The organism is Solimicrobium silvestre (genome assembly GCF_002976435.1).
Classification (GTDB): domain Bacteria; phylum Pseudomonadota; class Gammaproteobacteria; order Burkholderiales; family Burkholderiaceae_D; genus Solimicrobium; species Solimicrobium silvestre.
The window spans coordinates 147,732-173,054 of record NZ_PUGF01000007.1 but is presented as its reverse complement, the minus strand read 5'-3'; the positions used below and the strand labels follow the sequence as shown (position 1 = coordinate 173,054).

Annotated in this window: 24 protein-coding genes; 20 read left to right on the top strand and 4 right to left on the bottom strand. The window is 45.9% G+C overall.

Annotated features, from left to right (window positions below):
- Nucleotides 1-598 precede the first annotated feature (598 nt).
- From S2091_RS09435 to S2091_RS09420, 4 genes are all read left to right on the top strand, one after another.
- A complete protein-coding gene (locus tag S2091_RS09435; RefSeq protein WP_105531552.1) occupies nt 599-2,695 on the top strand; it encodes a tetratricopeptide repeat-containing diguanylate cyclase in 2,097 nt (698 codons plus the stop codon).
- Nucleotides 2,696-2,945: 250 nt separating this feature from the next.
- Nucleotides 2,946-4,517 carry an oleate hydratase gene (locus tag S2091_RS09430; protein WP_105531551.1) on the top strand — a complete coding sequence of 524 codons (1,572 nt, stop codon included), beginning with the start codon at nt 2,946-2,948 and terminating at the stop codon, nt 4,515-4,517.
- 257 nt (nt 4,518-4,774) lie between these two features.
- Nucleotides 4,775-5,695, top strand: a complete 921-nt coding sequence (locus S2091_RS09425; protein ID WP_105531550.1) for a ribose-phosphate diphosphokinase — start codon at nt 4,775-4,777, stop codon at nt 5,693-5,695.
- Nucleotides 5,696-5,785: 90 nt separating this feature from the next.
- Nucleotides 5,786-6,949 carry an NAD(P)H-dependent flavin oxidoreductase gene (locus S2091_RS09420; protein WP_105531587.1) on the top strand — a complete coding sequence of 388 codons (1,164 nt, stop codon included), beginning with the start codon at nt 5,786-5,788 and terminating at the stop codon, nt 6,947-6,949.
- A 351-nt stretch (nt 6,950-7,300) separates the two neighbouring features.
- Here S2091_RS09420 and S2091_RS09415 read toward each other — a convergent pair whose 3' ends face one another.
- Nucleotides 7,301-7,744: a hypothetical protein gene (locus S2091_RS09415; RefSeq protein WP_133166888.1), complete on the bottom strand. Its 444-nt coding sequence runs from the start codon at nt 7,742-7,744 to the stop codon at nt 7,301-7,303.
- A gap of 508 nt (nt 7,745-8,252) precedes the next feature.
- On the opposite strand from S2091_RS09415, the gene S2091_RS09410 reads away from it, so the two are divergent.
- The 12 genes from S2091_RS09410 to S2091_RS09355 all read left to right on the top strand — a co-directional run bounded on the left by S2091_RS09410 (nt 8,253) and on the right by S2091_RS09355 (nt 19,926).
- Nucleotides 8,253-9,332, top strand: a complete 1,080-nt coding sequence (locus S2091_RS09410) for a sensor histidine kinase (RefSeq protein WP_105531548.1) — start codon at nt 8,253-8,255, stop codon at nt 9,330-9,332.
- A gap of 92 nt (nt 9,333-9,424) precedes the next feature.
- Complete coding sequence (locus S2091_RS09405; RefSeq protein WP_105531547.1) at nt 9,425-10,174, top strand: LytR/AlgR family response regulator transcription factor; 750 nt, start codon at nt 9,425-9,427, stop codon at nt 10,172-10,174.
- 276 nt (nt 10,175-10,450) lie between these two features.
- Nucleotides 10,451-10,831, top strand: coding sequence for a cupin domain-containing protein (locus S2091_RS09400; RefSeq protein WP_105531546.1), 381 nt, complete (start codon nt 10,451-10,453; stop codon nt 10,829-10,831).
- 144 nt (nt 10,832-10,975) lie between these two features.
- Nucleotides 10,976-12,328, top strand: a complete 1,353-nt coding sequence (locus tag S2091_RS09395) for a tetratricopeptide repeat protein (protein WP_105531545.1) — start codon at nt 10,976-10,978, stop codon at nt 12,326-12,328.
- A 522-nt stretch (nt 12,329-12,850) separates the two neighbouring features.
- Nucleotides 12,851-14,173 carry a hypothetical protein gene (locus S2091_RS09390; protein ID WP_105531544.1) on the top strand — a complete coding sequence of 441 codons (1,323 nt, stop codon included), beginning with the start codon at nt 12,851-12,853 and terminating at the stop codon, nt 14,171-14,173.
- Between the two features lie 475 nt (nt 14,174-14,648).
- On the top strand, nt 14,649-14,927 hold the full coding sequence (locus S2091_RS09385) for a hypothetical protein (RefSeq protein WP_105531543.1): 279 nt from the start codon (nt 14,649-14,651) through the stop codon (nt 14,925-14,927).
- Between the two features lie 113 nt (nt 14,928-15,040).
- Nucleotides 15,041-15,439: a ribonuclease E inhibitor RraB gene (locus S2091_RS09380; protein ID WP_105531542.1), complete on the top strand. Its 399-nt coding sequence runs from the start codon at nt 15,041-15,043 to the stop codon at nt 15,437-15,439.
- Nucleotides 15,440-15,556: 117 nt separating this feature from the next.
- A complete protein-coding gene (locus S2091_RS09375; RefSeq protein WP_105531541.1) occupies nt 15,557-16,048 on the top strand; it encodes a rod shape-determining protein in 492 nt (163 codons plus the stop codon).
- 90 nt (nt 16,049-16,138) lie between these two features.
- Entirely contained in the window at nt 16,139-16,699 is a 561-nt protein-coding gene (locus tag S2091_RS09370) for a DUF3885 domain-containing protein (RefSeq protein ID WP_105531540.1), read from the top strand.
- A gap of 395 nt (nt 16,700-17,094) precedes the next feature.
- Complete coding sequence (locus tag S2091_RS09365) at nt 17,095-17,673, top strand: NnrU family protein (RefSeq protein WP_105531539.1); 579 nt, start codon at nt 17,095-17,097, stop codon at nt 17,671-17,673.
- A gap of 120 nt (nt 17,674-17,793) precedes the next feature.
- Nucleotides 17,794-19,173, top strand: a complete 1,380-nt coding sequence (locus tag S2091_RS09360; protein WP_207769666.1) for an amidohydrolase — start codon at nt 17,794-17,796, stop codon at nt 19,171-19,173.
- Between the two features lie 60 nt (nt 19,174-19,233).
- Nucleotides 19,234-19,926 carry a glutathione S-transferase family protein gene (locus S2091_RS09355; RefSeq protein ID WP_423828234.1) on the top strand — a complete coding sequence of 231 codons (693 nt, stop codon included), beginning with the start codon at nt 19,234-19,236 and terminating at the stop codon, nt 19,924-19,926.
- A 49-nt stretch (nt 19,927-19,975) separates the two neighbouring features.
- Here the strand turns inward: S2091_RS09355 and S2091_RS09350 are convergent, their stop codons facing one another.
- Entirely contained in the window at nt 19,976-20,548 is a 573-nt protein-coding gene (locus S2091_RS09350; RefSeq protein WP_207769665.1) for a hypothetical protein, read from the bottom strand.
- 248 nt (nt 20,549-20,796) lie between these two features.
- On the opposite strand from S2091_RS09350, the gene S2091_RS09345 reads away from it, so the two are divergent.
- Complete coding sequence (locus S2091_RS09345) at nt 20,797-21,702, top strand: LysR family transcriptional regulator (protein WP_105531538.1); 906 nt, start codon at nt 20,797-20,799, stop codon at nt 21,700-21,702.
- Nucleotides 21,703-21,795: 93 nt separating this feature from the next.
- Here S2091_RS09345 and S2091_RS09340 read toward each other — a convergent pair whose 3' ends face one another.
- A complete protein-coding gene (locus S2091_RS09340; protein WP_105531537.1) occupies nt 21,796-22,305 on the bottom strand; it encodes a GNAT family N-acetyltransferase in 510 nt (169 codons plus the stop codon).
- 309 nt (nt 22,306-22,614) lie between these two features.
- Here S2091_RS09340 and S2091_RS09335 point away from each other — a divergent pair, with 309 nt between their 5' ends.
- The 3 genes from S2091_RS09335 to S2091_RS09325 are packed head-to-tail and all read left to right on the top strand — an operon-like array spanning nt 22,615 to nt 23,870.
- Nucleotides 22,615-23,070, top strand: coding sequence for an SRPBCC family protein (locus tag S2091_RS09335; RefSeq protein WP_105531536.1), 456 nt, complete (start codon nt 22,615-22,617; stop codon nt 23,068-23,070).
- A gap of 13 nt (nt 23,071-23,083) precedes the next feature.
- Nucleotides 23,084-23,407, top strand: coding sequence for an ArsR/SmtB family transcription factor (locus tag S2091_RS09330; RefSeq protein ID WP_243405378.1), 324 nt, complete (start codon nt 23,084-23,086; stop codon nt 23,405-23,407).
- Complete coding sequence (locus S2091_RS09325; RefSeq protein ID WP_105531534.1) at nt 23,394-23,870, top strand: SRPBCC family protein; 477 nt, start codon at nt 23,394-23,396, stop codon at nt 23,868-23,870. The genes S2091_RS09330 and S2091_RS09325 overlap by 14 nt, the downstream gene beginning before the upstream one ends.
- Before the next feature lie 387 nt (nt 23,871-24,257).
- Here S2091_RS09325 and S2091_RS09320 read toward each other — a convergent pair whose 3' ends face one another.
- A complete protein-coding gene (locus S2091_RS09320) occupies nt 24,258-25,196 on the bottom strand; it encodes an alpha/beta fold hydrolase (protein WP_105531533.1) in 939 nt (312 codons plus the stop codon).
- Nucleotides 25,197-25,323 lie beyond the last annotated feature (127 nt).

Below are 25,323 nucleotides of genomic sequence, written 5' to 3'. Positions count from 1 at the left end.
CCCAGATCGGTGCGTGCGTTGCCACTGTCCGTAATCGCACTTGTGCTGAGTATTGGTATTTGACGTTAAAGTTTCTGTACGGAAGCGTACATATCAGAAACTATTTTTATCGATGGACGCAGGTATTTATTCGCGAGTGGGGGGGTATTTTTACTTCCCCATTCTATTTATTAAGTAATCTTTTTGTGTTCGGTAACGAACTGAGTGGGAAGATTGGATGTGGAAAAATGTTGTTGCTGTGAAATGCAGTCTTGATTGTGACAAGGGTAAATAGGTGGAAATCAATAAGAACAATATAGAAGTTGATTTCAAGAAATAAAATAAAGTAGTGAACAAACTCTTTAAGAAATTAATTTTTTAAATTAAAACGTCTTTCAAGTTGGAATATTTATCTAAGCTAACTACCGGCCATCAGATGGACTTCATAGCAGGTATATTGCGCTTTGATTTTTCATGCTGTTTTTGCATGAAAGGAAGTGATTTTTATTCATAGATGGTCGACCGCGCAGCGAAGTTGAGTTGTTGTTTCATATTATTTTACCTATCCTACCTATACAACTGATACAAACCGTTAGTTAGCTCATGAGCTCTTAGGAGAATGTTAATAATCGCCATTCACATCCGCAATTTGTTACCACATTGGATGCTCACCATTGTATTCTGCTGCAGCGCCATGCTGAGTGTGCTCGCCTACGCTAAGCCAACCCCAACACAAACAGAGATTACCCGACTTCAAAAATTAGGCGAATCTCAACCAGAGCAAGCAATTAAACAACTTCAAACCTTGCAACAGCAGCTGCCAATCGATGCAATCCAGACGGATCGCCGCAATCTATTATTGGTGCAGATACCGCTCTATATCGACACCGGTAATAAAGAGCAGGCGAAGGCGTTAATCGCTGGCTTGATGAAAATCGGCAATCAATTCGACGACCCAGTCGCGAATATCATGGCAATGAATTTTCAAGCCAAAATATTGCAAGATGAGGGTAAATATGGTGAAGGCTTGGCAGTGATCGAACAAACCTTTGTTAGCGTCAAGTTGAGTGACGATAATTTATTGATCAATCAAGTTGAAAGCAGAGCCGGGGAACTTTATTCTTTAATTGGCAATTTTCAGACCGCATTGCAGCATCAGTTAAGTGCGCTCAATGCGCTGGATTCGATAAAGGAAAATAGCTGGCAATCTGATTTGCTCCGCGCTAAAACCTTAAACAGCGTAGGCAGACTGTATCTTTCACTCAAAGATGATGACATGGCGTTGAGCTATTTAGCTAAAGCCAGGGTCTTAGCGCAGCGTCTTGATGCACCGGCGCTAGTGGCGAGTATCGCTAACAATAACGGTTATGCTTACGCCGATCTGGAGCAGTGGACATCGGCAATTGCAGCCTATCAGGAAAGTTTGTTTATCGCACGCAAAGTAGATAACCGTGCTGCTGAAGCGAAAAGCCTGGGTAATTTAGCTGATGCTTCATTGAATCAGGGTAATTACTCCGCTTGCGTGCAATATTCCCAGCAATCGATGGATATCGCGCATAAAGACGGCATAACGATCACCGAAGGTATTGCGCACTTAAATCTTGGTGTTTGTCGTATGTACATGGGGCAGGTGGCAAAGGGAGTGGCTGAAGCTAAGCTCGGCGTTGATTTTGTCCGCAAAACTAACGCTAAGCCGGTATTGGAAGGCATGTTGAGCGATCTGTCAAAAGCCTATGAAAAGGTCGGTCTTTACCAAGATTCGCTGAAGATTTTGCGGGAAAAAGATCAGATAACCAGCGGGTTATTTCAAGCAGCACGGGACAGGACGATTATAGAAATGAAGGTGCATTACGACCTCACCCAGCGTCAAAAAGAAATCGAAAAATTAGAACAAAAAAACACTCTGCAGCATGTTGAGATTGAAAATAAAAACCTGCAAAGAATTATTTCTATTTTGACGATTATTGGCATCGCCGCAACTGCCATCGGGCTTTTTTTACTGTACAGAAAAGTTCGCAGAAGCAACCAGCGATTACGCGCTGCTAACCTTAAACTCAAATATCAATCAACCCGTGACCCGCTGACTGGCTTGCTCAATCGGCGCGCTTTTCAAAATGTCATGGAATCCTTCGATCAAAAAACCGAACGCCGCGTTGCCGATATGAATGGCTTGCATGATGTCTTGGTTTTGCTAGATATAGACCATTTTAAATATGTTAACGACACCTATGGGCATCCCATCGGGGATGTGGTGCTCATCGAACTGAGTAAAAGATTGCAAAACATACTGCGAGAAAAAGATATGTTGATGCGCTGGGGCGGTGAAGAATTTTTGATCTATTTATACCGGGTTCCGGCGGAAAAAGTCTCGCAGATTATTCAGCGCGAACTTGCCGTGGTTGGAGGTACTCCGGTTAAACAGAATGACGTTGACGACGCCATTGTACCCGTCACGATTTCAGCCGGTTACATCTTAATGCCGCTGCCCGGTATTGGCGAAACGGCGCTGAGTTGGGAAAAAGCGATGCAACTGGTTGATGTGGCTTTATATATGGCAAAAACCAACGGACGTAATCAGGCAATCGGCGTTACAAGCGTCAAAGGTAGTAAAGAGCAAATTAACGCGTTAATTGAAGGCGATTTGCAAGGCGCAGTAGAAAATGGCACGGTCGTCCTTCAGCGGATTGCTGGCCCCGCAACAGAGCAAAAAATGTAGTGCCAGGTGTTTGACACCCATCTCCCTGATGACCCGGTGCTTTATCGATTATTCCGAACCGAAAATGGTCATTTGTCAGCGGTAAATTGATGTAGGTCAATTTAACTTTAGAAAAATTGTGCGAACCTTCATTACTGCCCGAGCGGGCAAGATGAACGACATGGTTACGTGAAACTGTCGCAGGTTTCCGCATAAATCCACCTGTCTGGTTGACTATTTATTTTTTAAATAATTTTTTAAAGTTCGAGCAATGAAAAAAATTTCAAAAGCCTATTTACTAGGTGGGGGGATCGGCTCCCTTGCTACCGCTGCATTCATGATTCGAGATGGAAACGTAGCGGGCGAACAAATTCATATCTTGGAAGCAGCTCTTGTCATGGGTGGTAGCCTGGATGGAGCCGGAAATCCCGAACAGGGATACTCTTTGCGTGGCGGTCGTATGTTCACAACCGATAATTACGAATGCACGTGGGATTTATACAAGTCAATTCCGTCGCTGAACTTTAAAGACAAAACAGTGTTCGATGAAACTGTTGATTTTAACGAGAAGCACATAGCCAACTCCAAGGCTCGACTGGTCGACAGTCGACGTGCGAAGGTTCCGGTCAGTTCAATGGGGTTTTCCATGCAGGATCGTGTGGAGCTATTGAAACTGGCCAATACCGATGAAGATACCTTGGGTGCCAGTTGCATTACAGATTGGCTTTCACCTGAATTTTTCAACACCGAATTTTGGGCCATGTGGGCCACGACCTTTGCGTTTCAGCCTTGGCACAGCGCAGTTGAGTTTAAGCGTTATTTACATCGCTTCATGTTGGAGTTCTCTCGGATTGAGACGCTGGGCGGCGTCAAACGCACCATCTACAACCAATATGACTCTCTGGTTTTACCGTTGAAACATTGGCTGGAAGAGCACGGAGTGTGTTTCGTCACGGGTTGCACGGTGACCGATCTCGATCACAAAATAGAAGACGACCAGTTTGTGGTGACGGCGATCCATTGTCTAAGAAATGGTCAGCAAGAGCAGATTCAAGTGAATGACGAGGATCTGGTCTTTTTTCAAAATGGCACAATGACCGATGCGTCAAGTCTTGGTTCCATGCAGCACGCGCCAGCGAAATTGACTAAAGCCGATAGTACTAGTTGGGCGTTGTGGGAGAAACTGGCAAAAAGTAGATCGGATTTCGGGAATCCAAGCGCATTTAACAGCAGCATAGCCGAATCGGTTTGGGAGTCGTTTACCGTCACTTTGAAGAATCCGGCGTTTTTTAACAAGATGATTCAATTTAGTGGCAATGAACCAGGAACCGGTGGCTTGGTGACATTTAAAGACTCAAATTGGTTTATGTCAACTGTCTTGGCTAATCAACCGCATTTTGCAAATCAGCCCGTTGATGTTCAGGTATTTTGGGGTTATGCCTTGTTTCCAGACCGGGTGGGCAATTACGTTGCCAAGCCGATGTCAGAGTGTAACGGCGAAGAGATATTAAAAGAACTATGCGGTCATCTGCGATTCGATCTTGCTACGGTTGAATCAGCAAATTGCATACCCTGCAGAATGCCTTACATAACCAGTATGTTCATGCCGCGTCTTCTTTCAGATCGCCCTTTGCCGGTTCCACCGGCATCGAAAAATCTTGCTTTCGTCAGTCAGTTTGTTGAGATTGCCGATGACGTTGTCTTTACTGTTGAATATTCGGTGCGGGCGGCACAAATGGCGGTTTATCAGTTGCTCGAAATCGATCGTAAAGTGCGACCGATAATGCGGCATGACAAATCATTGCAAACCCAATTGGATGTACTTGTTAAGGCCTTCAAGTAACTTCTTCGCGTGCTCGGAATCGTCGTGAGGCGATTCCTGACTTGCACGTAAGCATGCCGATATAGCGCTCAAATTACCTTTCCAATTCTGGGATTCTTCATAAAACATGCAAATTTTGATCCATCGCAAGTCAGCGCCAGTGCAATGCGATCAAAGTACAGTATTGAATTTGCCTGCCTCACCAGATATATGAATGATCCATACAGAGTTTGGGAAATGAATCGCTATAGATCCCACTTATTACGTCAGGAAGTAGGATGAGGCCGCTTCTTTTTACGCTACCGGGAAGTGAGGAATTTGGTGCGCAATTGCACCCGTTCCTTTTCTGCGATATTGGTGATTTGCAGATACATCATTTTCCAGATCAAGAGTGTTGTCCCCGATTTGTCACGCCAGTGGTCGGGCGCGACGTGATTTTTGCACAGTTGCTCGACCGTCCCGAATCGAAAATCATGCCCTTATATCTTGCGGCATGCGTTGCGCGTGAGTTAGGAGCGCGTAGCGTTGGCATCGTCATTCCTTATCTTCCTTATATGCGGCAGGATGCGCGTTTTAAGGAAGGTGAGGGCGAGACTGCGCGGCATTTCGCCCGGTTGATTTCGAGCTGCTGCGACCGGCTGGTTACCGTTGATCCGCATTTGCATCGCTATCACCAATTGTCCGAACTCTATACGGTGCCGACAAAGGTGGCATTTGCAGCACCTGAAATAGCTAAATGGATCATCGGCAATGTGATTCGTCCGGTTATCTTCGGTCCGGACGCCGAAAGTGAACAATGGATTGCCGAGATTGCAGAAGCGGCGGACTGTCCCTATGTGGTTTTAAACAAAACTCGTCACAGTAGTGATAGCAATGTCGAAGTATCTATTCCCGATGCGTCGTTTTGGGTTGGTATGACACCGGTATTAATTGACGATATTGTTTCAACCGCCCGCACCATGATCGCCGCGACGCTTCAAATTGAGCTCGCCGGTATGGCGCCACCGGTGTGCATTGCTGTGTATCCGTTATTTGCTGGCAATGCTTTCGCTGCCCTGCAAGCATGCGGGGTTGACCGTATTGTCAGTTGCAACACGATTGCACACGCCACAAACCAAATTAATCTTTGTCAGCCGATTGCCGCAGCCGTTGACGAAGCGCTGGAGTTGATGCGGGTTATTCCATCCACAGCAAAATGACTCAATGGGATGAAGTGCAGGACTTGCTGCGCTTCGCTTGAACCAACAATGTATTTGGTGACTAAGAATTAGCCAGAATTGAACAGGGAGATAATTTTGTTAAAAACTGCATTTCGACTTTTGAAAATAAAAGAAAAAATAGTATTGCCGATCGTCCAGGGTGGAATGGGGATCGGTGTCTCTGCGCATCGACTTGCCGGCAGTGTCGCTCGCCTGGGCGCGGTCGGCACCATCTCCAGCGTCGATTTGCGTCGTCATCATCCTGATCTGATGGCGCAAACGGAGCGCTCTCGCGATAAGGCGTTGATCAATGCGGTGAATTTGACTGCACTTGATCGGGAGATACGCGCAGCGAAGACATTGGCTAACGGGCACGGGATGATCGCCGTGAACGTCATGCGTGCCGTTGCAGATTATGCCGCCTATGTCCGTCAATCATGCGAGAGCGGGGCTGATGCCGTAGTAGTGGGAGCCGGATTGCCGCTCGATTTACCGGAGTTGACGGCAAATTATCCCGATGTCGCATTGATCCCAATCTTGTCGGATGCGCGCGGGATCTCGCTGGTGTTGAAAAAATGGATGCGCAAAAATCGTTTGCCAGACGCCATTGTGATTGAAAGCCCACGTTATGCTGCCGGTCATCTTGGGGCGGCACGGCTAGAAGATGTGAGTGATCCACGTTTTGCTTTTAAGGCAGTACTGGAGTCGACTTTTGAATTACTCAAGGAACTAGGTCTTGAGCGAGAGAAGATACCTTTAATTGTTGCTGGCGGAATCACGAGTCATGAACAAATGGGCGAGTTAATGGCGCTGGGCGCCAGCGCGATTCAATTAGGGACGCCATTTGCGGTAACACAGGAAGGCGATGCGCATCCCAACTTCAAGACGGTGTTGGCCGAGGCACGCCCAGAAGATATCGTAACTTTCATGAGCGTTGCCGGTTTGCCGGCGCGTGCGGTTCGCACTCCATGGCTTGCCCGGTATTTGGAGAAAGAAGCTAAGTTGCAAAAGAAGGCGGGTGTAAAACAATGCACCGTCGGCTTTGACTGCTTGCAACAATGTGGTCTGCGCGACGGCATTGGCAAGGCGGGCCAGTTTTGCATTGATACGCAACTTGCGTTTGCCCTTAACGGTGACGTCAAGCGAGGATTGTTTTTTCGCGGATCGGAAAGCCTGCCTTTCGGTAACGCGATCCGACCGGTGCGTGAGTTGCTGGAGTATTTTTTGACTGGGCTGCGCCCGATAATTGCTTGAAGCAAGTTCAATCGGTATTTGAATCAATTACCTGATTAATTGCACTCCTCAGTAATCATCACTCTCGCGCAGACGGGAGTCCGGAAGTTAACACGGAAAACGCTCAGTTGTCTGAGGACGCAACGTGGTGGATTTATAAGGTCTTGCTCAAGATATTCAGGATCAATTAAGCAACTGCTAAAATCTGTGAAGGCTATTCAATATCGAATGCTCTCTCAAACGATCCGTAAACAGCAAAATATTCAACCTACCTCTTGTTCAAAAATTGTCGAAATCCAGGTAACGCCTTATAAAAACAAGGTGGATAGTGCCCTACCCACCTTTCTTCCACATCGGTTTGATGCGGCACATTCAGCGAAATACTACCTTCACGTAGGCGACACTGGTTACATCGTTACCCGCAACCGCTGGAGATGCGGCAGGCATCAATAAATAACCGCTGACCTTATCGTCATTCTGGAGATTGATTTCCATCTTCAACTGATGGTCTTTTGACACAAACGAATTAGGGCCGGTAGCGACGATGCGGTGCCAGGTACCGTCTCCGAGTTTTGCGTATTTGTTGTTGAACCGGCTGAATAGCGAAAGTGTATTGCCGTTTGACAGTTCATAAGTCTGTTTGAACTTATAGAATTCGTCATCGCTCATGTATTGGACAATCTGGTTCTCCTCGTGGTTTAGATGAACGCCAGAAATATTGACTTCCGGCGGTTTCACTTCTTGCGCCATGACCACAGCAGGCAAAACAAAAGTTGCTGCACTGGCAAGCGCTAGCAAGACTAATTTTTTCATCATGTTCTCCAGAAAAATTGACAGGCAAAAGGACCGATGACAACGAATTATTGGTCCAACCACTCTCCAGAGTTGCTTGCAATCAAAAGTCAGATATGGAGGGGCGGTAGATGAAGCGTAAAGAAAATTGAAATCGTCCACTATCGATTTGAGATGAGCCGTCAAATTGCGATGATCAACTGCAAAAAAGCGGTGGTAAAAGCAAAATCGAATAGCGTTAAATTGTTTATTAATCTGAGTTGCCTGATCAACGTGGACAATAGGCTAACTTGGCATCTAGACAGGCGCCGGTCGAACTGGCTTTGTCATTCACGCCTTTTTTTTAACGGTTTGTCCCAGTGCGTATCGCTTGGGCACATGAGTTCTTGAAGGCCAATAGTTTTCTGATATAGTGATTTCGACGTTGCAGGAAACTAACAATATTCAGCAAAACTCCGTTAATAACAAAACGAATAGTCCGTGCCATGGGTAAATTTGATTTCAATATTGTTATCGTATTCAGGCGCAAGCTATGAATTCCCGTCTGCGTTTCTGGCTATTCTATTGGGGAATTTGGGCGCTGTTCTCGGTCTATATGGCGACCATGGATTTTATGCGCCACGCCAAGGAACATTTCTTTGATGTATTGATCCCGATGAACCTGTTGCAGAACCTGATATGGGGATGCGCAGGTCTGGTGGTGCTGGCAATGGCGCGACGCTGGCCGCTGGCGCGTCTGAATTGGACTAATTGTCGCAATTGGGTCATTCATTTAACAGGCAGCGTTGTCATTTCTATGGTGTCGCTTTGGTTTGTCTGGCTGTTGGTCATCGTGTTTTCGCCGCCGGAAATGCAACAAAAGGTGCTGGCGGATCCGTTAAGTAACTATTACGGTTTTTTTTCGATGTATTTCCATATCAATCTGCTGTTAATGTGGGCCGTCCTTGGCGCATATCACGGAGCCCGCATTCTTGGGCTTTCCCGAAAACAGGAACTGGAGGCTGCGCAACTTCAAAGCCGTTTAGCTATCGCGCAAAATCGGGCGCTGCAAATGCAGCTCCAGCCGCATTTTCTGTTCAACACGCTGAATTCCATTGCAGCTCTGATTCACAGTGATCAGGAGGCTGCGGATAAAATGTTGACGCGCCTGGCGGACTTGCTGCGCATGACCCTTGATTCAGGATCAGCCAATGAAATCAGTCTGCGCCAAGAAATGGCATTTACAGATACCTATTTAAGTATTGAAGCGATCAGATTTCAGGATCGATTGACTATACAAAGAGACGTGCCATTCGATTGCATGGACGCACTGGTGCCGGCCTTTCTGTTGCAGCCGCTGGTAGAAAACGCTGTTAAACATGGAGTGGCTAACCTTGCACGTTCGGCCACCATAACGATACGTGCCCATCATGACGATGAATGGCTGATTTTGGATGTCATTGACAATGGGTGCGGTATTAACGGCAATTCCAAACGTGGAATCGGCACTCGAAATACCGCTACGCGGTTGCAATTGATGTACCAAAATCGCCACGCATTCGATATGACAAATCTCCCCGGTGGAGGTGCGCAAGTGACGGTGCGTATTCCGTGGCGAACACAGCCTGGCTAACTCAGCACAGCTAAATCGGATGCAACCGACAATATCCACACTGTCAACGTAACGAAGCACAACGACGAAGCACAACGACGGAGCACATCAACGTGACAATTAATGCACTGATCGTCGACGACGAACCTCTGGCTCGCCAGCGCATCCGGCAAATGATTGCCGATGAACCTGGTTTTAACGTGGCGGGCGAAGCCGGCAACGGGCTGGAGGCACTGACACAGATCGAATCGCTCCACCCGGATCTGGTATTTCTGGATATTCAGATGCCGGAGCTTGATGGCTTTGGGGTCATAGAAGCAATCGGCGTTGAGCGCATGCCACCAACGCTGTTTGTAACTGCATATGATGCGCATGCCCTCAGGGCTTTCGAGTTCCATGCCATGGATTATCTGCTTAAACCGTTTGACCGCGAACGATTTAGTCAGGCTTTGAAATGGGTACGGGAGCATCCTCAGGCACTGTGCCGCGATCAGGGCGGTTTCAAATCATTGATGGAGACCATGGACACGGTACGGTCAAGGACCGATCGTTTTTTGGTTAAAAGCGGTGAACGCTGGGTGGTGTTGCAGACCAAGCATATTCGATGGATAGTCGCCGAAGAAAATTATGTGCGAATACAGTTGGACGGAACAAGCCATTTAATCCGGCAAACCATGTCGGGAATCCTCGCCCGACTTGATCCGCTGTGCTTCAAGCGGATTCATCGTTCGAGCATCGTCAATCTTGATTTTGTGCAGGAACTACATCCGTGGACTGGTGGAGATCTTGTTGTGGTCATGCAGGACGGCACGCGCCTTACGCTAAGTCGCACCTACCGTCATCAATTTACCGAGTTGAAATGAACGACGGCGGTCGTACTCGTTTTCATTCCTGGCGGATTTCTCCACTCAATGAAGCTTTCGCTGCGCTCTCGATTTGCGATCAAATTCCGAAAAGAGCGAGACAACTAGCACCTAAATCAAACCATCAGTTGTAAATGCCCTAAATAGGGCATTTACAACTGTCAAATAATTCTATAACTTCGTCAAAAATATAATGTTGTAACGACTAACAGTTATATTCGCGATTAGAAATCATTTAAATATGAACATTTGTGGCTTATCTCAAGAGGTACTCTTATGTCACTGAATCCGCAACTTACCTACGTGCACCTCGCGGAAAACGGCGCCGCAACCCAGCTCCCGGGTGGCGAAGAATTTTGGAATATGCCTGAAGCCGAAATGGAGCGCTACGGTAGTGGCTGGCTCGTTTCCGAATTCGAGTTTTCAGTTGATTGGCCGACTTGGGAGATGCACCCTAATGCCGATGAATTTGTATACCTGCTGTCTGGTTCGGTGGAAGTCCATCTTGAACAACAAGATGGACTGCGCAAAGTGACCTTGAACGGCAGCGGTGCGGTAGTTGTTCCCCGAGGTATTTGGCACACGGTAAAGGTCATTGCGCCAAGTCGCATGCTGCACGTCACTCGCGGCGCGGGAACACAACTGCGGCCTGCGTAGCGAAGTGATACCCAGCCCTTTCATCGAGTGGATCCTGAAAAGAAGGCTTATGGTAGCCGTTATTTTTACGTGCAAGCCCCATTTGTTATGTAATTAAATTTTCATTGAGACTTCTAACACCAACTACTTAAGGTTCATCATTAAATGAAATTATTTTCTTTCAAACCCAATTTGCTTGTTGGCGTTTTGTGCGCCGTCAGTTGCCTAATTTGTCAAAACACAATTGCTGCAGTTAATCTAAATGCCACTATTAAAACGCAGAACATAAAAAACAAACCAGACTCTAAAACTCCAGCTGATACCCAAGAATCATTGGACGTCACGCTGGATAGTGGATACATGTCCATGAGATCAGCCAATGAAATCAAGATATTTGATTTTAAAACTCGCAGGCGGTTTACTCTTGACGATGCCACCAAGACTTACATGGATTATTCGATTTACGACACTGTCGGTTTTCGGGATTTAGAATTTCAAAATCGTGAAAACCTCAATAAGAGGTTAGCTGCGGCGAAAATCGATGTTGATACGCACCGCACAATTGATAACGAACATTTGTTTGCAGTGCAATCACAGACACAGAGGCATGTTGAAGAAAAAGATGTTGGTGATGATTTAGAGTTTTCGATAGAAGGTCGAGAGCTGGCACGGTGGAGTAAAGCTGGCGTTAAAGTTAGTGCTGAGGATTCCTCCCGATTTGTAAATTTTCTTCGATACAAACTTGGCGGACACCCGCAAATTTTAAAGAGACTCGCTGCGTCTGGTGTGATTCCAAACAAAATAGTTTTAACATTCAATGAATTTTGGGGAACTACTACATGCACCATTGTAGTTAATTCGGCTCATCAAATTGATGATGTTGCCTATGATCTGAGTGCCTTTTCAAGGAGACAGGCTGCCAAGTCGTCTGATAAATTGGATCAAATCCTCGGCCAAGATAGAGGCATAACCGCTGCGAAGTTGGAGCACGCAAAAAATGGCATTCTGACTCAGCAGGCCAGCGATATTCGAGACGGGAAATTGTTGGACGCAATGCTCGCGGTATTTGAATTTAGTTTAACGACCGGGCAACAGATACCTCCATTTACACCAGATCAATTGGCAAAAATACGTTTGGACTCTTCAGTTCAAAATTTAACGCACGCTCTCGGAGCGAGTACGAAGGAAGCGATGCCCGATGCGATTACTACTCTTGTGAATCTTCGCTTAAATGCACCCAATAAAGCCTATATACTTAAGATATTTGAAGCCAATGACCGCTTGAAACTCGGCGACTCAGATGCAGCCAAAGCGCTGTTTGCAGAGGTCCTTCAAACTAATCCCTATATCGCTGGTGTCTACAAGGACTTGGGTGATTTGTTCTATATGCGATTTGACACTGCGCACGCGTGGCAATGTTGGGATATTGGTCGTCAAATTGCCCCGGAATTCACCAATTTGAAAGCAGTGAGTCAGTATGAAGATTTATTGACAACTCAGCACTCAGAATATTTTTAGCTCAAATGCTATTTTTAAACGCTGGGTTGAAACCCCAGCGGCTATGGCAACAGATGCATATTTGCATCAAAAAAAACCCCTTTGGCATTTGAAAAAAAGCCCGTGATTCGCATTCCAAATATGTCACCCTTGATTTAAATACATAGGTAGGTATCAATATTAATTTGCAGATAGAGAGTTGTGGGTAATGTGGAATTTAGAGATAATAAAGTTGCTATTTATTAATTTTTAAATTACCGTGTTCGCTTGATGAAGGGCTGGAATGTTAGGTAAGGAGTCGTTCCGGTTTTAGGGTGACTGCACCTGGCAGAGACTGTGTAAAAACTCAAAATTAATTTACACTCGAAAAAATCGGCCTCTTAAAACACGCTCTATTCAATTTTTTCGACGCAGGGAATGATCTCCCTACCCATGATTTTTCAGAAAAAGTTGGAAATTTTTTGTTTTTACACAGTCTCGGCACTAAGCAGTCAGTGCATCGACAAATTCTGAAAATCTTAAAACCAATCAGGAAATTTCAACGTGAAAAATAAAAATACGAGTCAGCCAGCTACTCAGTTTGCAATTTTTTTACTTTTAACGCATCTCGCATTTTCTCCGATTTTCGCGGCCGTAACTGTTCCGCCAATACTTGAGAAACAACTTCCAGAAATAACAAGGCTAAAGGATTTAAAAGAAGCTGAGAACAATCTAACTAAGCAAGAAAATGCCGACATAAATGATTCAACCGAAAAATTTTGGCATACTGACGCGGCATTAGATCATCTTGCAACCATGCAATCATTTGCGGGCGATAGTGTCGGTGCAGTAAAAAATTTTGATAGGCTCAGTAAATCTAGAGAATTAAATTCCAAAAGCCAACCAAGAGATACAAGCGATGTACTTATCGACATTAATGCCGCAAAAATTGAAGATGCTATTAGTGCGATTACTAGGGAAGCCAAAACCAGACAGGTGGTCATATTAAATGAAGCGCATCACGTTCCAGTTCATCGGGTTTTTGCAATGTTGTTGGCACGGGAATTAAAAAAAATTGGCTACGAATATCTTGCCTGTGAAACATTTGATTCATCAACTCCATTCCCATTAGCCAATGGATATGTCGTTAAAGATACTGGCTATTATAGTTCTGAAACAATGTATGCGAGTTTTCTGAATGACGCCGTGAAATCAGGTTGGAAATTTGTCAGCTATGATCACTGGCCCGACCCTAAATTATCGGGAGAAAAAAATTTTAAAAATCGTGAAACGGGTGAGGCTGCAAATTTGGTTGACCGTGTTTTCAAACAAAACCCCAAAGCAAAAATATTTATTTATGTCGGCTATGGACACGCCAGTAAGTTTCCAAAATCGGTCGAAGAAAATGATAAATCGATGATGGCCGCGCAATTGATAAGAATGACTGGCATTAATCCCTTAACTATTGATCAAACAAAGATGTATCAACATTTTGATAACCAATTTCAATTCGACGTTTATAATGCTGTTTTGAAAAACCTGACGATTGAAAAACCTTCAGTTTTAATTTCACCGCAAAATATGTATTTAAGATTTGGGGGTAAAGCAACGCTCTCTGACGCATATGATATGCAGGTAATTCATCCTATTTATGCAGTCGATGACGTAACTAAACGCCCGATTTGGATGGGCTCACTTGCAGCTCTTACGCCGCATGATATTCCATATGCTTTATTACCCGTTATTGGTCGTAGACTAATTTATGCATACCGTTTAAACGATCCTTTGGATGCAATGCCTGTTGACGTCGTAATTGTGGAGGCTGGAAAATTAATTCCGAAATTAATGCTTCCAGAAGGTGAGTTTAGATATTCTTACGAAGATTAATTCAATAGGATGTATAAGGCGGAACGCAACTAGTTTTACATGATTGGCGCCCACAGAACGGTTTAATCTGCCGCATTTACCCCCCATGAACAGAATGAATAACTGGTTTGTAGGACTTTGACCGGCCGTTTACAGAAGATTTTGTTGAAAAGCTCCAAAATAAAAAATGAATAATTGAATGGGTTCAATGATAGTGATGTAGATCTTCGACTGTCTCTTCAGGGCACCGTCCTGGCAATCACTGAAGCACCTCAACGACTGCAATCTGGGTTGTGCTGCCATAGAACAGAAAAATTGCTATTTTGATTTTTTTAATTTATTGTTTGCCAGCTGCGTATGCCTGCAATGCGCAGGACAGGAGACAGTGCCGTATGTCGGCATCCGCTCGGTGTCGGCACATTCCAGACGGTGGCGGGAGACACCAATTTTCCGACAACGATAATAGACTAATAGACCTGCTAGGAATCTTCGGACTATGGCAATTTTTAGTGACGCACAACAGATGCACAAGATGTATCCAGCTACATTCGAGGCGCCGTCGTCGGACGAACTCTCGGAAGTGCGCGTGGGATCACTTGTCAAGATTTGCGCTGATGATATAGAGCGGTTTTGGGTCAAAGTGACAGATGTAAAAGGTGATAGACTGCAGGGTACTGTCGACAACAACCTGTTACACAGCGATGCGCATCAGTTAAAAAGCGACGATGTTGTTTCATTCGAGTTACGACATATTTATCAGGTCTTTCACGAATGAAATTTCAGAAGTAGAACAATACAAGAACTTCGAACTCCCGCTCCGTGCACAGAATATGAGTTGAAGTTGTTCATGCCTATCGAATCTCTTCTCCAAAATACTTAAGGACATCAATGGGAATATTTAAATTCTTCTCAAATGAACCAAAAAAATTCGTTCCTAGAGAATCGTTTGTGGAAATTACCAATCGTCAACTGACGATGACACCGCAAACACTTATGCAACTTCGCAAATACAACGTTACTCCTGAGAAGGAGCTTAAGTTGGAGTTCTTTTTTTATACAAATACTTCTGCAAAGGCCGACGCGCTCGCAACTGCGTTACTTAACAGAAGCTATCAAGTTAATCATGGACCTTCTGCGTCGGACAAAAATATTCAAATCATTACCGGTTGGACAGCTAAATTCCCTATGAATGACAGCTCTGTGCTGGAATGGACTAAGGATATGTGCGAATTGGGATTCGAGCATGACTGCGAATTCGATGGATGGGGAACCAATCCGGAACAATGAAAATGGATTCAATACAGTTCAAAGAGCGCCTTAAGGGGTTTCAGAATAGTTCTGACGAGTAACGACTAAATTTCGGCACGGATCCGACGGTCAAATAATAAGGATAATCAGTTCGTTATGGCCAATTTTTTTAAACAAACAGTTTATGTTCAGATTTCGGCGCAAAAACTTACAGTAACTAGCCCCGAATCAGGAAAATTTATTTCTGAAACGCCATGGATCGCAATAAATAAAAAGTTGCCTGTGAATAAAATGGTAGTTTCAATAGGTGAGGATGCTTATCAACTAAGAGGTCAACCGGACACTGAAGTTATAAATCCATTTACACATCCGAGATCACTTTTTTCAGATTTTACTTGTGCTGAGTATCTAATCAAATCATTCATCAAAAAATTGGAGATAAAGAACTTCTTTGCACCAAATCCAATAATTATTATTCATCCCTTAGTTGATCCAGAAGGTGGATTTACTCAAATTGAATTTCGCGTCATGCGAGAATTGGCGTTGGGTGCTGGAGCTTCAAAAGCAATTGTATGGGTGGGATCAACACTTTCTAACCAAGATATTATTTCAGGCTTATTTCCTTTAAGTGGGAAGATAATTGAATAAATAGTGAATAGTAAAGTTTTGAACTAAAAGGACTTCTTGCCGCACCTTGCCGTCATCTGGCTCAACGACCTATCATAAAGTGATTACCAATTGAAACAAACAAAAGCGTCTGCCGAATGGAGTAAGAATTTTCCGAATGCCGCACCAGCGGGATTCTTGTGCCGTGATGCATATGCCGATCGTTGGCTTCGTATTCATAGCCTCCCTGAATCAAAACGTTATGCTGAATCTGAGTCTGAACGACTGGAATTGCTTCGGCGTCACAATACAGTTGCCTCCGATATTCTCGGGGAAGACAGCGACTGTATTTTGTTCCTTGGTCAATTTGGCTCAGACAAAATTTGGCAAGATGACCTTGATACTCCCTTAAATGGGATACTGCCAGTATATGCAATGACCTATGAGTATGACGATGATGAATGGCAATTTTTTTCAGTCCCAGTCAGGTGGCAGAGGGCCAGATTCGACGATTTAATTCTGGCCAAAGCCAATGATTTGACCGGCCCAGTCATGTTCGCAAACACTAAACTCGGAACCGCATATTCCCCATATGACGGCGGCGCAGATTTGTTTTATTCGATGCAATCCAATTTGGAGCGGGCAAAGCTGAATTATTCCGCTTGGCTTTCAGGCAGAGACAATAGTCTTTGAGCTAGGAAAGTTGAGTTTGACTGACCGCAGTGTAGAGCAGTCTATGTCAACTATGGGCAGAGACTGTGTAAAAACTCAAAATTAATTTACACTCGAAAAAATCGGCCTCTTAAAACACGCTCTATTCAATTTTTTCGACGCAGGGAATGATCTCCCTACCCATGATTTTTCAGAAAAAGTTGGAAATTTTTTGTTTTTACACAGTCTCGGCACTCAGTACTCATAGCAGTAATAATCCATCTGGCAGTAACCCGTTGATTAGGAGCCGTTCGCGGTTGTGGGTGACAGGCATTTTCGGCACGCCAATAATTTCAAGCGATTGAAAAATCAATATTTTATCTAGACAGTAATTTACTCAATGTTCGTTCTTTATTCAGAATTTTAAGGACTAAATCATGTTAATTCTAGTTTCAGGATTATTTCTTTTTTTCGGAGTTCACTCAATCCGGTTATTCGCTGATGGTTGGCGCGCTAGGCAAATTGAGCGTATTGGTGCAATGCCATGGAAAGGAATCTACTCCGTCGTTTCGATTATTGGTTTCGGGCTGATCATCTGGGGATTTGGACTGGCGCGATCAACACCAATTATTTTATGGGTGCCTCCAACATGGACACGGCATCTTACAGCCGGTCTTATGCTAATTTCATTTCTCCTTCTTGTCGCAACCTATGTACCTGGAAATCGAATAAAAGCAATTATTGGACACCCCATGCTTTTAGCCGTAAAAGTGTGGGCAGCAGCACATTTGCTGGCGAATGGAACTCTTGCAGATACCATTTTATTTGGAGCTTTTCTGATCTGGTCAATCACGAATTTTGCTGTTTCGCGTCGTCGAGATCGGCTTTCTGGCGTAATTTATCCTGTAATCGGAATTTGGCGAGACTTGATGGTAATCTGCATCGGGCTTATAGCTTTTGTATTGTTCGCTCATTTTGGTCATGTATGGCTGATAGGGGTAAATCCATTCGGATAGTCGCCTTGTTCAGCGCAAGGTTCTTAGACGCCATTCGTTGGCAGCACATCCGGCCATAGTGGTGAAGTAGTTTGATTTCCTGTTTAAATTAAAATCGCACCCATTTTTTTAGGAGCTACCATGCACCACTTGAAATCTGGTATCAATCTCGCCGTAGCAATTGTTCTGACTATCACTCTATCTACAAGCTATGGGGATGATGACAAAGCATTTTCACCACTGAATCAAATTATGGACCACCAGCTCAACAGTGACATTGCCGAACTGGTCAACACGTATAAAGACATCCACTCCCACCCCGAACTGTCGCATCACGAACAAAGAACTTCTGAAATTCTGGCCAGCGAATTGCGCAAAGCTGGCTACAAGGTTACTGAACGGGTAGGAAAATATCCTGACGGTAGCCAGGCATTTGGTGTGGTAGCCATATTGGAAAACGGTCCCGGCCCGCGTCTGCTACTGCGGGCCGACATGGATGCTTTGCCGATCATCGAAGAAACCGGAGTCAGTTACGCCAGTCATGTCAAAAGCACGAACGCAGCAGGTCAGGAAGTCGGCGTTATGCATGCTTGCGGCCATGACGTGCATGTCACCACAATGATAGGCACGGCACGGGCACTGGCTGCCAATCGATCAAGCTGGCACGGAACCTTGATGCTGATTGGCCAACCATCTGAAGAAACTCTGGATGGGGCCAAAGCCATGCTGGCCGATCATCTCTATGAACGGTTTGGTACACCCGATATGGTCATCATGCTGCATGACACCAACACCCTGGCCGCCGGAACGGTTTCGGTCAGCAGCGGTAATACCGCTGCTGCTGTGACATCTATCGACGTTACCATGCGCGGAGTAGGCGGGCACGGTGCCAGACCGCATGCGACTATCGATCCTGTTGTGATGGCTGGTGAATTTATCGTGCAGTTGCAAACCATCGTCAGCCGTCAGCAAGATCCGCTCGACCCTGCCGTTGTAACCATCGGCGATATCCGTGGCGGTACCAAGCGCAACATCATCCCCGATGAAGTCAAAATGGAACTCACTACGCGCGCCTATAGTGATAAGGCAATGAAGATTATTATTGATGGTGTGAAGCGCACAGCTCAGGGTGTAGCACTTTCAGCCGGCGTACCTGAAGATCGCCAGCCTATTGTCACTGTGCTCAAGGAGGAATCAGGCCCAGCACTCTTTAACGATCCCGCATTGTCGAATCGGGTGAAATCTGAATTGGCTATAGCACTAGGTGCAAGCAATGTCTCTGTTGAACCTCCGATCATGGGCAGCGAAGATTTCGGTAATTTCGGTTTGCCTGATCGTCAGATTCCCGTTGTCATGTTCAGGCTGGGCGCAATGGACCCGGCAAAATTCGCTGCTGCGCAAAAAGCAGGAAAGCCATTACCCGGCCCTCACACCAGTCATTTTGAACCCACTCCAGAACTTACTTTGCGAACCGGTGTGACAGCGATGACTTCGGTGGCGGTTTCATTGCTGCAACTTTAATTTGAATTGTCGCCACTGGGAGATGCCCCGTGGCGATATGCTTGTGGAGGAGAACTTACAATGAAGACTTATATGTCAAAAATGCGATTATATTCCGGTCCATTGAGCATGTTTGGGGCCAAAGTGGAGATTGCTGCCTATGAAAAAGGGTTAGATTTCGAGCTTGTGATGGTTCCCTTCAATAACAAGGATGGCTACAGCCCGAAGCATCTTGATGTTGTCAGAGTAAATCCGAAGCAGCAAGTGCCAATTTTAATTGATGGAGATTTGGAGATATTCGATTCCACCCAAATCTTTGAATATTTAGAAGATTTGAAGCCAAGCCCGGCGCTGTGGCCTGCCGACCCTATTGCCCGCGCCCACGCTCGTCAAATTGAACACAAGTCGGATGAAGTGTACTTCCCGCATATTATTTGGTTAATGGGGCTTCAAGATTCACCTAATGATCCGGTGGCGATTGCATCCCGAATTGGTGCTGCTCGTTTTTACCGTGAAATGGAAGATGCTTTAGGTAAGGGCGATTTCCTCGGTGGCACGTACTCTTACGCCGATATTGCCTTTTATATGGCGCAGTTATTTGGCGCCAGAATGGGCGCCGAAATGACAGAAGAAACACCGAAATTAATTCAATGGCGCATCAGGATGACATCTAAACCTGCGGTAAGAAAAGTCGTAAGTCCGATGGTTGCCTATCTCATTTCTACCGGTCGACAAATTCCCGTTTTTTTGAACGAGTTTGTACCTGCAAAATAACATTCAGCCGGTTGAATCCGCCACATAAAGCAACCAGCCACGAGTGCTTTTAGCGCGTCAAAGTTGCGACATAATTGGGTTCCCATGTCACGCCGCCGTCGCTAGAAAATGACTGTTCCAGCCGGTGGGAATCGGCTGTAATATCCGACCAGATTTGTCTGGCGAGAATGTACCTGTCTTTGTATTGTTCATGACTATAAAATTCTCCACGACCGCTTTTAAATTCTCCAATCATCGGCACGCTCAGATCCCCATCACCGCTGTTGGCAAAACGTTCGCTCCATTGATGAGATCCGGGGCTATAGAGAAACAGGGTCATCATTTGAAAATGCCCATTCGGTCCATCCAGCTCGACCTCATCCATTTGAGCGCGCCCACCCCATATTTTGCGAACCGTGACTGTGCCCTGCAACTCGATCCAAGTACTCGAACCTGTAAGCGGATTCTTTAGACGTTTGACATTTGCTTTCCAAGTTCCGATATTAAAGTCAAAATCATGTTGGCCGTCGTGCGGTGGTAGTTGACTCACAACCGCAGGAAGAGGGGCAGATTGTGCTGACGCAAAATGTGGCGCAGTCAATGTACATATTGCTAGCGTAATAAGGGATAGACACCGTTTCATTAGTTTCTCCAAATATTCAATAGTGGAATTGCCTGAGCGACGAACCCTGGCGCTGATTATGTAAATTCATCTTGTCTTCTTCGACTTTGCAATCAAAATGAAGGAAAGATTATTGACGGCAGTGCACATTAGTATAGATAATCCAAGTAGATTTCGTTCCACCATTTATGCAAAAGTAGATTTCAAAAACGCAGGTAAGAATCGACCCTTAACCGTCCTGCATTGGATTTCTTTATATAAAGAGAGCTATGAAAACACCAATTGAAAATATTTCCTGGGACGATCTTCGATTCTTTTTGCATGTTGGGCGTGGTGGATCGTTGACCGCCGCCGCACTATCTATGTCAGTCAGCCATGCAACCGCGTTTCGCCGATTGCAAAGACTGGAGCGAGATATTGGCGTGCAGCTTTTTAGCAAAACACGGTCAGGTTATAAACTGACTGAAGCGGGCGACGATTTGATGCGTGTTATTGCCGATCTTGATTTGGAAGTGCAAACGGCTATGCGTCGATTGAGTAGCCGTGACGCATGGCCGGGTGGGTTGGTTCGGGTAACTACGACTGACACGTTAATGCATCAAATTTTGCCATCTATTCTCACATCCTTCCAGCGCTCGTCCGGAGTGCAATTACATATTAATACGTCGTCCGCGCTGCTCGACCTTATTAAAGGGGAGGCCGATGTGGCGATTAGGGCGGGCGGCCGTCCACCTGAGCCATTGGTTGGTCGCCGAGTGTGTCGAATCGAATCGACAGTTTACTATTCGAAAAAAATGCGCAACGTCAGTATTAAAAATATGAATGCATTTCCTTGGGTTGCCGGTGATGATAGCTTTGCTCATCTGGATTCATCAAAGTGGTTGCGGGCGCAAGGCTTGGATAATGCCACGGTGATACGCACCAGCAGTTACGTTAACGTATTAAACGTAATCAAAGATGGCGCAGGGCTAGGTGTTCTTTCGTGCTATATGGGCGATCTGGAACCGTCGCTTTGCAGGTTGATGCCGCCACCTAAAGAATGGCGCAGTGACCTCTGGTTACTCACGCGCGCCGAACTGCGAAACGTACCGCGCATCAAAAAATTATTCGATGCAGTCTATGATGGAACCCGCTCGATGGTGCCGCTGTTTGAAGGGCAGGCACCAATGATGTGAGGGGGCTACCGTATCGTCTGTCTAGTTTTTGACTCATTGCAAAGTCACAATTTTTGAACTTGAATCAGAAAGAGCGGGCAATCGAGATAAGAATTAATCTGGCAAGCCTGCCTTTTTTGTTGGTATCGCAAATAACATCTGGGGTCGTATTCGGTTGCTGTCTTCTGCGATGGGCGCGTTAATGGTATGTGACCGTATTGCGCCGCATAACAGGTAAAACGGCTCTGCATTGGGATCGGCATCAATCGACACTGCTCTCGCACCCTGTTTCCGTGCCATTTCAATTGCAAACTGAAACATGGTTTTGCCTATCCCCCGATTCATCCACGCAGGTCCAACAAAGAAGTAATTCAGTTTCCATGTCATTGCGGCCGGACTGAGTACCATCATGGCAGCAAGGGTGTGATCAATCTCACCCACGTAGGCTCTTCCTGCAGCAATTACTTCATGCGGCACAGTTAGTTCGCTTCGCCATAATGCAAGCTGCTCCGCGGTGTAATTCCAGTGCGCTTTCGATTCCATCGCCAACCGGGTTAAATCATCTGCTTCAGTGATTTGTGCCTGCCGTATGTGCAAACCAATCAAGTTATCTGCATCAGTCATTTTTTATCCATTGGTGTCAAAGACAAATTTGAATATTCCCACGATTCTACTTATTCTGAATGATACTCTAGCCACTTTCAATTTTATTGTAGATTTCACTAGTGTTAAAAAAGTGGCAAGGTGTACATGGAAGGGCAATGCGGTCCATCTATTGCGGCGGATGTCAGGCGGCATTTTTTTCGCTTGACATGCAAGTAAATGCTTGCATATACTAAGTATCAGAAAATGCTTTCTAAGCGATGTTTGGCGCGAGGAGGTTTTTTCGTGACAACGTACATAGTCGTTTTGAGTAACCCGTAAGGAGAAATCATGATGGATATCTTGCATAGAGTCGGAATTAAAGCGTCCCTGAATGAGGTCTATAAAGCATTGGGCACGCGCGAAGGGCTTGCCGCCTGGTGGACGGACAACACGCAAGGGGAAAGCAAAGTCGGCGGAATGCTCCAATTCCGCTTCAGCGCCGGCGGTTCAGAAATCGGCAGCTTTGAAATGAAGGTGCTTGAGCTTCATCCTGCCGAGGGCGTGTTGTGGCAAGTGGTGAACGGGCCCCCAGAGTGGGTAGGTACAAAGATAAGTTTTGAACTCAAACAAGACGGCGAGTATTGCATCGTCCTCTTCAAACATTTGGGCTGGAAGGAACCGGTGGAATTCATGCACCATTGCAGTACCAAGTGGGCGATTTTTTTGATGAGTCTGAAGTCGCTGTTGGAAACCGGGAAAGGTGCTCCCAGCCCTAATGACGTCAAGATAGATAACTGGAACTAAACAGCATTTGGACATTGATAAAGTATTTAAAGCGTTGGCTGATCCAGGCCGCAGGCGTTTGCTTGACCTGCTGCATCAGGAAAGCGGCCAGACGCTCACTGCACTCTGTGAGCACATGGACATGACACGCCAAGCCGTGACGCAACACTTGCATCAGCTAGAGGAAGCAAACCTCGTCGCCATCATTTGGCAAGGACGAGAAAAGCTCCACTACCTGAATGCTGTGCCGTTGCACGAGATTTACGCGCGTTGGATCGAAAAATTCGAGCATAGCCGCCTAGGCGCGTTGCAGGATCTTAAAATGAAACTGGAAGGGGAAGACAATGAAAAAACCTGATTTCGTGTATGTAACCTACATCGCAACAACGCTGGAGAAAGTCTGGCAGGCTCTGGTCGACACCGACGTGACACGCAAATATTGGATGGATCCAGTTGCAGGCTGCGTCCGTGTGAACGTGTCAGACTGGCAGCCCGGTTCCCGATGGGAGCACCAGCGCCTCGACGATGCACGCACGACGGACATCGTCGGCAAGGTCGTAGAGAGTAACCCGCCGCGCCGGCTGGTTATTACTTGGGCCCGGCCGAACGAAGCCGAGGACGAGTCAAAACATTCGCGTGTTGCATTCGATATTGAGCCATATGGCGACGGACTTATTCGTTTGATGGTTACGCATGACGACCTCGAGCGTGATCCTCAGATGCTGGAGGGCATATCGGGTGGCTGGCCGAAGGTTCTTTCGAATCTCAAAACGCTGCTCGAAACCGGCCACGCGCTCCAGCATTCACCTTCGGCAACCTAAAGAAGTAGGACAGAGTGTTGACCTCGCGATGCATGGCTCTCCACGAGTAGGGAGAGCCATGCTGCGAGGTTTTGTTTTGGGTAGATAACGGCGGAGGCAGTGTTAAAACAGACCAAGAATTAGTGGGAATAATTACAATACGCTGTCAACGATGCCTGTAGCACTCTACTTTTTATGACAGGCGCATAAGGACTCAATCGATTATTTTTACGACGTTGAGCATTTAAGTTGGTTGCTGGTTTGGTGCATGCAAATTGGTGGCTTTTTTGCGGTGCAAATCAGTAACTTTCTTGACGCGGATATGCAAACAGATAGTTTATAAATGAAAAATACCTAAAAGAAGGCTTGTGGTAACCGTTATTTTTACGTGCAAGCCTTCACACTATCCTACCGCTTTATCGCCATAACCTCGCGGATCGCGGAAATGACAAACTCCGGATTTTCAGCCTGAATCCGATGGTCGGAATCAACGATGACTTGGCGAGCTTTGGGGTAGAGCGCCTTGACCATCGCAATGGTTTGCGGGTCGTCATTGACTACGCCAAAGTCCAGTCCAATTGCCCCGGCTGATTTGGGCACATTAAACAACCGCACCATGGGAATGTCGTCACGCCACGGCAGACTCTGAATGATCTCACCCGTGTGATGAATCTCGTCTATTTCGTGGGCAAGGGTGTTGTTAAGGAATAGATACTTGGCAATGCGTGTGTAAAGCGGAAAGTCCTCGGGTTTTTTGATAATGCCTGGATACAAGGAATCCACTAACACTACACCTTGCACTTCTTGCGGATACATCCGCGCAAACAGTTGCATATAGAGGCCACCCATCGAATGCCCGACTAGTAGGTAAGGTGGCTTCAGCCCTTGCTGCTGCAAGATCTGACGGAGTTCTTCCACAATGGTGCGGCCATCGCGCGGGGCGGAAGTGGTTTCGCTCCGACCATAGCCGGGACGGTTGTAAGCGAAGACCGTCGCATCTTTGCTAATGTCGGCAATTACTTTATCCCAAGTTTCGAGCGTTTCACGCGCACCGTTCTCAAACACGACAACGCTATGCGATTGCGGCGTGTTGATCTTTAACTGCTCTATATTTTCGCCATGAACGGGTTCGACTACGATTCCTTCGAAGAGGGTGCTTATGCTTTTGGTGGTTATGGCCGGGACCGGTGCTGTAGCGTCGAGTGGCTGCGTTGCGCTATTTGAGGCGGATGGATTCGACCATGCTGCCGTTGCGAATGCTCCAATAAATAATGCGCATGTGGCGACAATAGTTGTGCGCGTGCGGAATAAATTGTCGGAGCGGATGGGTAGGTTTTTAGTTTTCATTTTATATGGCTCTAACTATCTTATTGGTTAAGTGAACTCTTTACACGCAATTCCACTGTCATTGCATTTGATGTAACAATGATGATCATTATTAATGTAGTGATGTAGTTTAGTATAACAGTGAGTT

Bases quoted from the DNA above. Each gene is read 5' to 3' on its own strand.
- S2091_RS09375 (WP_105531541.1), top strand. From the start codon at position 15,557: ATGGCCAATTTTTTTAAACAAACAGTTTATGTTCAGATTTCGGCGCAA.
- S2091_RS09410 (WP_105531548.1), top strand. From the start codon at position 8,253: ATGAATTCCCGTCTGCGTTTCTGGCTATTCTATTGGGGAATTTGGGCG.
- S2091_RS09325 (WP_105531534.1), top strand. From the start codon at position 23,394: ATGAAAAAACCTGATTTCGTGTATGTAACCTACATCGCAACAACGCTG.
- S2091_RS09415 (WP_133166888.1), bottom strand. From the start codon at position 7,744: ATGATGAAAAAATTAGTCTTGCTAGCGCTTGCCAGTGCAGCAACTTTT.
- S2091_RS09400 (WP_105531546.1), top strand. From the start codon at position 10,451: ATGTCACTGAATCCGCAACTTACCTACGTGCACCTCGCGGAAAACGGC.
- S2091_RS09385 (WP_105531543.1), top strand. From the start codon at position 14,649: ATGGCAATTTTTAGTGACGCACAACAGATGCACAAGATGTATCCAGCT.
- S2091_RS09320 (WP_105531533.1), bottom strand. From the start codon at position 25,196: ATGAAAACTAAAAACCTACCCATCCGCTCCGACAATTTATTCCGCACG.
- S2091_RS09365 (WP_105531539.1), top strand. From the start codon at position 17,095: ATGTTAATTCTAGTTTCAGGATTATTTCTTTTTTTCGGAGTTCACTCA.
- S2091_RS09335 (WP_105531536.1), top strand. From the start codon at position 22,615: ATGATGGATATCTTGCATAGAGTCGGAATTAAAGCGTCCCTGAATGAG.
- S2091_RS09435 (WP_105531552.1), top strand. From the start codon at position 599: ATGTTAATAATCGCCATTCACATCCGCAATTTGTTACCACATTGGATG.
- S2091_RS09355 (WP_423828234.1), top strand. From the start codon at position 19,234: ATGAAGACTTATATGTCAAAAATGCGATTATATTCCGGTCCATTGAGC.
- S2091_RS09395 (WP_105531545.1), top strand. From the start codon at position 10,976: ATGAAATTATTTTCTTTCAAACCCAATTTGCTTGTTGGCGTTTTGTGC.
- S2091_RS09425 (WP_105531550.1), top strand. From the start codon at position 4,775: ATGAGGCCGCTTCTTTTTACGCTACCGGGAAGTGAGGAATTTGGTGCG.
- S2091_RS09380 (WP_105531542.1), top strand. From the start codon at position 15,041: ATGGGAATATTTAAATTCTTCTCAAATGAACCAAAAAAATTCGTTCCT.
- S2091_RS09360 (WP_207769666.1), top strand. From the start codon at position 17,794: ATGCACCACTTGAAATCTGGTATCAATCTCGCCGTAGCAATTGTTCTG.
- S2091_RS09430 (WP_105531551.1), top strand. From the start codon at position 2,946: ATGAAAAAAATTTCAAAAGCCTATTTACTAGGTGGGGGGATCGGCTCC.
- S2091_RS09340 (WP_105531537.1), bottom strand. From the start codon at position 22,305: ATGACTGATGCAGATAACTTGATTGGTTTGCACATACGGCAGGCACAA.
- S2091_RS09345 (WP_105531538.1), top strand. From the start codon at position 20,797: ATGAAAACACCAATTGAAAATATTTCCTGGGACGATCTTCGATTCTTT.
- S2091_RS09350 (WP_207769665.1), bottom strand. From the start codon at position 20,548: ATGAAACGGTGTCTATCCCTTATTACGCTAGCAATATGTACATTGACT.